The organism is Cellulomonas sp. ACRRI, assembly GCF_022346185.1.
Lineage (GTDB): Bacteria > Actinomycetota > Actinomycetes > Actinomycetales > Cellulomonadaceae > Cellulomonas.
The window spans coordinates 1-4,762 of record NZ_JAKRMS010000198.1 but is presented as its reverse complement, the minus strand read 5'-3'; the positions used below and the strand labels follow the sequence as shown (position 1 = coordinate 4,762).

Annotated in this window: 6 protein-coding genes; all 6 read left to right on the top strand. The window is 74.1% G+C overall.

The window, feature by feature from the left end; genetic code table 11:
• A partial coding sequence (locus tag MHY85_RS20190; RefSeq protein WP_239200032.1) for an HNH endonuclease signature motif containing protein occupies positions 1 to 809 on the top strand: 809 nt, incomplete at its 5' end.
• A 201-nt stretch (positions 810 to 1,010) separates the two neighbouring features.
• Positions 1,011 to 1,334 (top strand): flagellar FlbD family protein, encoded by a 324-nt coding sequence (locus MHY85_RS20185; protein ID WP_239200029.1) that lies wholly within the window; start codon positions 1,011 to 1,013, stop codon positions 1,332 to 1,334.
• Positions 1,334 to 2,101, top strand: coding sequence for a motility protein A (locus MHY85_RS20180; protein ID WP_154730949.1), 768 nt, complete (start codon positions 1,334 to 1,336; stop codon positions 2,099 to 2,101). The genes MHY85_RS20185 and MHY85_RS20180 overlap by 1 nt, the downstream gene beginning before the upstream one ends.
• Positions 2,098 to 3,018: a flagellar motor protein MotB gene (locus MHY85_RS20175; protein ID WP_239200026.1), complete on the top strand. Its 921-nt coding sequence runs from the start codon at positions 2,098 to 2,100 to the stop codon at positions 3,016 to 3,018. Before MHY85_RS20180 ends, MHY85_RS20175 begins: the two co-directional genes overlap by 4 nt.
• 5 nt (positions 3,019 to 3,023) lie before the next feature.
• A complete protein-coding gene (locus MHY85_RS20170; RefSeq protein ID WP_239200023.1) occupies positions 3,024 to 3,545 on the top strand; it encodes a flagellar basal body-associated FliL family protein in 522 nt (173 codons plus the stop codon).
• Between the two features lie 254 nt (positions 3,546 to 3,799).
• Complete coding sequence (locus MHY85_RS20165; protein ID WP_239200020.1) at positions 3,800 to 4,681, top strand: FliM/FliN family flagellar motor switch protein; 882 nt, start codon at positions 3,800 to 3,802, stop codon at positions 4,679 to 4,681.
• Positions 4,682 to 4,762: the final 81 nt, after the last annotated feature.

Here is a 4,762-nt window from a genome sequence, read left to right as displayed (position 1 = left end):
CGCCGACCGAACCCCCGCACGCGCCCGACACCGCCTCGACCGATGACGTCCCACCCGCGCCCGCGCCCAGCAGTGCGCCCGCGCCCAGCAGCGCGCCCGCGCCCGCTGCCAGCACGGAGCCCGCACGCAGCACCGCGCCGCCCGAGCCCGCGCCGACCGTGCCGGACCCGGGCGTGCCGGTCCCGGGCGTGCCGGTCCCGGGCGTGCCCGCGACCGACCCCGCGACCGCCGCCGCCCGTCGCAGCTGCACCCGCTGCGCGGGGCGCCCGGGCGCCGAGGTCAACCTCACCATCGCCGCCTCCACCCTCCTGGGCCTGGACGACCACCCCGCCGACCTCGACGGGTACGGCCCCATCGACGCCGTGCGCGCCCGGGCCCTGGCCGACGGCGGCATCTGGCGGCGCATCATCACCGACCCCGTCACCCACCAGGTCTTGGACGTCGGACGCCAGCGCTACCGACCACCCGCCGGCCTGGTGGAGTTCGTCCGCACCCGCGACACCACCTGCGTCGCACCCGGGTGCACCGTCCCGGCCCGCAACGCCGACCTCGACCACACCATCGAGTACCACCGAAGGCCCGGCGACCCACCCGAGACCCCCTTGGGTCGCACCGACGCGGACAACCTCGGACCGCTGTGCCACCGCCACCACCGCCTGAAGACCGACGGCGGGTTCCGGCTGCGCCAGATCGCCCCCGGGCTGTTCGAGTGGATCACCCCCGCCGGGCACCGCTACCTCACCCGACCCGGCACCGGCCACACCCACGACGCCACCACCGACCCCTACGACGCACCCCCACCCTTCTGACCCGCGCGAGTCGGCCGCGGCGACGACCACGGTGCCGTGACCGCTCGGGACGGCGCGCACGTACGGCCCCGGGCGGCAGCGCAGAAGTCCTCGGAACCCCTCAGCGCCCGGGGCCCGCGTCCGATGGACAGGGGTGAGCGGCACACGGACGGGCCGCGGCGGCGCGAGCCGCACACGCACCACCAGGGACGGGACACCGCTGTGATCATCGTGACGCGCCTCAACGGGGCCCAGTTCGGGGTGAACCCCGACCTGCTCCAGCGCGTCGACAGCGCGCCCGACACCATCCTGACCCTCATCGACGGGACGAAGTACATCGTCCGGGAGTCGATGGCCGAGGTCATCGCGCGCGTGAACGAGCACCGCGCCCAGCTCCTGGCCCGCGCCCAGGAGATCCAGGCCGCGCCGGCGCCCACGGTCGAGCTGGTCCGCGACGCCGCCGGCAGCGGCGAGGCGGGCCCGGCCGAGGACGACGGCGACGTGCCGCTCGCCGACCCTGTTCCCCTGCGACCGAGGAGCCGCTGATGGACCCCGCCGGCTTCATCGGGCTGGTCGTCGCCTTCGGTGCGATCTTCGGTGCCCTCCTCATGGAGGGCGCCGACCCGATGTCCATCTTCCTGCCCGCGCCGCTGCTGCTGGTGTGGGTCGGCACGATCGGTGTCGGCATCGCCGGCCACACGGTCAAGGACGTCATCGAGTCGTTCAAGGCCGTGCCGCGTGCCCTGATGAACAAGGTGCCGGACCCGACGTCGACCGTGGACACGCTCGTCGACCTGGCCGACCGCGCCCGCCGCGAGGGCCTGCTGGCCCTCGAGGACGCGGCCAAGGACATCGACGACGAGTTCCTGCGCGGCGGCCTCCAGGCCGCGATCGACGGCACCGACCCCGACGACCTCCGGATGATCCTCGAGGACAAGATCGCCACGAAGCGGTCCCGCGAGAAGGTCTGGTCCAAGTACTTCGCCGACATGGGCGGCTACGCCCCGACGATCGGCATCATCGGCACGGTCATCTCGCTGGTGCACGTGCTGGAGAACCTGTCCGACCCGGCCTCGCTGGGCCACTCGATCGCCGCGGCCTTCGTCGCCACCCTCTGGGGCATCCTGTCGGCGAACGTGGTCTGGCTGCCGCTGGGCGCCCGCATCAAGCGGTTCTCGGACCTGGAGTGCGCGCAGATGGAGGTGACGCTGGAGGGCCTGCTGGCCGTCCAGGCCGGCGCCAACCCGCGCCTGGTCGGCGAGCGGCTCCGCAGCCTGCTGCCGGACACCCCGGCCGCCAAGGAAGCAGCGTGAGCTCCGGCCACGGGGGCGGCCGCGGTCGTCGCGGCGGGGGGCACGAGGAGGAGCACGTCAACCACGAGCGCTGGCTCGTGTCCTACTCGGACATGATCACGGTGCTCATGGCGCTGTTCATCGTCCTGTTCGCCATCAGCCAGGTCGACCAGGAGAAGTACGTGGCGCTCAAGGCGTCGCTGGCGGCGGGGTTCGGCGACGGGTCGGTCAACCAGTCGGTGCTGGACGGCACGGACGGCACGATGGACGGGCTGGCGATCACCGAGGACCAGCCGGACGCCGGCACCTCGGGGATCGTGGACGCGGACGAGGGCCTCGGCCTGCAGGCGTCCGACCCGGCGCCGCAGACGTCGGCGGACCCGACCCAGGTGGACGCGAGCGTGCTCGCGGCGGCGCAGGCCGAGGCGGCGCACCTGGAGGAGGTGCGCGAGCACATCCTCCAGGCGCTGACCGGTGCGGGGCTCCAGGACCAGGTCCGGTTCCGGGTGGACGAGCGCGGGCTGGTGCTCGGGCTGGTCGCCGACGACGTGTTCTTCGCGCAGGGGTCGGCGACGCTGACCCCGACCGCGGGGCGGGTCCTGGACCTGGCCGCGCCGACGCTCGTGGCCCTCCAGGAGCAGATCTCGGTGGAGGGCCACGCGAACACCATCCCGATCTCGGGGCGGTACGCGACCAACTGGGAGCTCTCCTCCGACCGCGCCACCCAGGTGCTGCGGTACCTGGTGGAGCGCGACGGCATGCCGGGCACCCGCATCCAGGCGGTGGGCTACGGCGACACCCGGCCCCTGGTCCAGGGGACGGGTGAGGACGCGATGACCGCCAACCGGCGGGTCGACATGGTCATTCTCAGCGCGGCACCCGAAGCGGTGCGCGCCCTGCTGCCCGCGGTGGCGGCCGGAAGCACGACGGGAGGGTAGGGGCGATGCCCATCGAGCAGCGCGTGGTCGGCGGCGGTCAGAAGATCGGCGGCGGCCAGAAGATCGGCGGCGGGAGCACGCAGGCTCCGGCGCCCGCCGCGGAGCCGGAGAAGAAGAAGGGCGGCAAGAAGAAGCTGCTCCTCATCATCGGGGCGGTCGTCCTGGTGGCCGCGGGGGCGGCGGCGTACCTGCTGCTCGGCCGCGGTGGCGGCGAGCCGGCCGCCGAGCCGGAGCCCGAGCCGGGCGCGGTCGTCGCGGTCGAGCCGGTGAGCCTGAACCTGGCCGACGGCCACTACCTGCGGCTCGGGTTCGAGCTGCAGTTCACCGCCGAGGCCGCGGGCCACGGCGACCCGGAGACCGGCCCCGCGGTGGACGCGGCGATCGCCCTGTTCTCCGGCCGGAGCGTGTCCGAGGTCAGCGACCCCGCCAAGCGCGAGGAGCTGAAGGCGGAGTTCAAGCACCAGCTCGACGAGCTGTACCACGGGGAGGTGTACGACGTCTTCCTGACGAACTACGTCACCCAGTGACGGCGCGCGCGGCGACGCGCGCCCCGTCCGACCGGACGCGTGACGCCCCTGACCTGGGGTGTCACCCGAACCGGTGAACCACGGCGCCACGGAGGGCGCCACATCGCCCCGCAGCACGCCGGCCCACGACGGGCCGAGGGCGGGGAAAGTCCCGGGCGCGACCCCTCACATCACCCGGTCGCGCGCCGATCAGGGTGGGCGTGACGGTCCACACCACGGGTCAGGCCCCCGCGCGCTCCCGACGGCGCACGCACGTGCCCGAGCCCTACGACTTCCGGCGCCCGATGACGATGGCGCGCGAGCACGCCCGCGTGCTCGAGATGGCGTTCGAGACGTTCGCCCGCCAGTGGGGCAACCAGCTGACGGCCCGCCTGCGGGCGATGGCCCAGGTGACGCTCGACGGGCTGAGCCTGCAGACGTACGACGAGTACGTGCGCGGCCTGCCCGGCACCACGGCGATGATGCTGTGCACCATCGAGCAGACCCGGCAGACCGCCGTCGTGCAGGTCCCGGTCAGCGCCACGATGGTCTGGATCGACTACATGCTCGGCGGCCCCGGCACGGGCGACGCCCGCGAGGAGCGCGAGCTCACCGAGATCGAGCTGACCCTGCTCCGCGGCGTCATGGGCGCCGCGCTCGGCGACCTGGGCTACGCGTTCTCCTCGCTGACGCCGCTGGACGTCACGCTGCGCTCCGTCCAGTACAACCCGCAGTTCGTGCAGGCCGTCCCGGCCTCCGACGCGGTGCTGGTCGCCACGTTCCTCATGCGGGTCGGCGAGCGCGAGGACGTCGCCACCGTCATGTTCCCCGCCGAGGTGCTGCTGGCCGCCGTCCGCCAGGCCGACGGCGCGGGCAGCCGGTCCGTCGAGGACCAGCGGGCCCACGAGCTCGCGGTGCTCGACCTGGAGGCCGCCGTGGAGGACGTGCCCGTCGAGGTCGCCGTCCGGTTCGCGCCGGTCGTCGTCCGCCCCCGCGACGTCGTCGGCCTGGCCGTCGGCGACGTCGTCCCCCTGTCCCACCCGTCGTCCCAGCCGCTCGACGTGGTGGTGGACGGCGTCGTGCTCGCGCGAGCCGCCGCGGGGAACAACGGTTCCCGCCTCGCCTGCATGGTCGTCACCGTCGAGGAGAAGCCCTGATGAACGCCACCGAGACCACCGACGCCGCGGTCGCGCTCGCCGCCGCCGCGGCAGCCGCCCGCCTGCTGCCCGCGGTCGCCC

What these genes read in the sequence shown, in the direction of transcription:
- MHY85_RS20180 (WP_154730949.1), top strand. Translation starts at nt 1,334, where the DNA reads ATGGACCCCGCCGGCTTCATCGGGCTGGTCGTCGCCTTCGGTGCGATC.
- MHY85_RS20170 (WP_239200023.1), top strand. Translation starts at nt 3,024, where the DNA reads ATGCCCATCGAGCAGCGCGTGGTCGGCGGCGGTCAGAAGATCGGCGGC.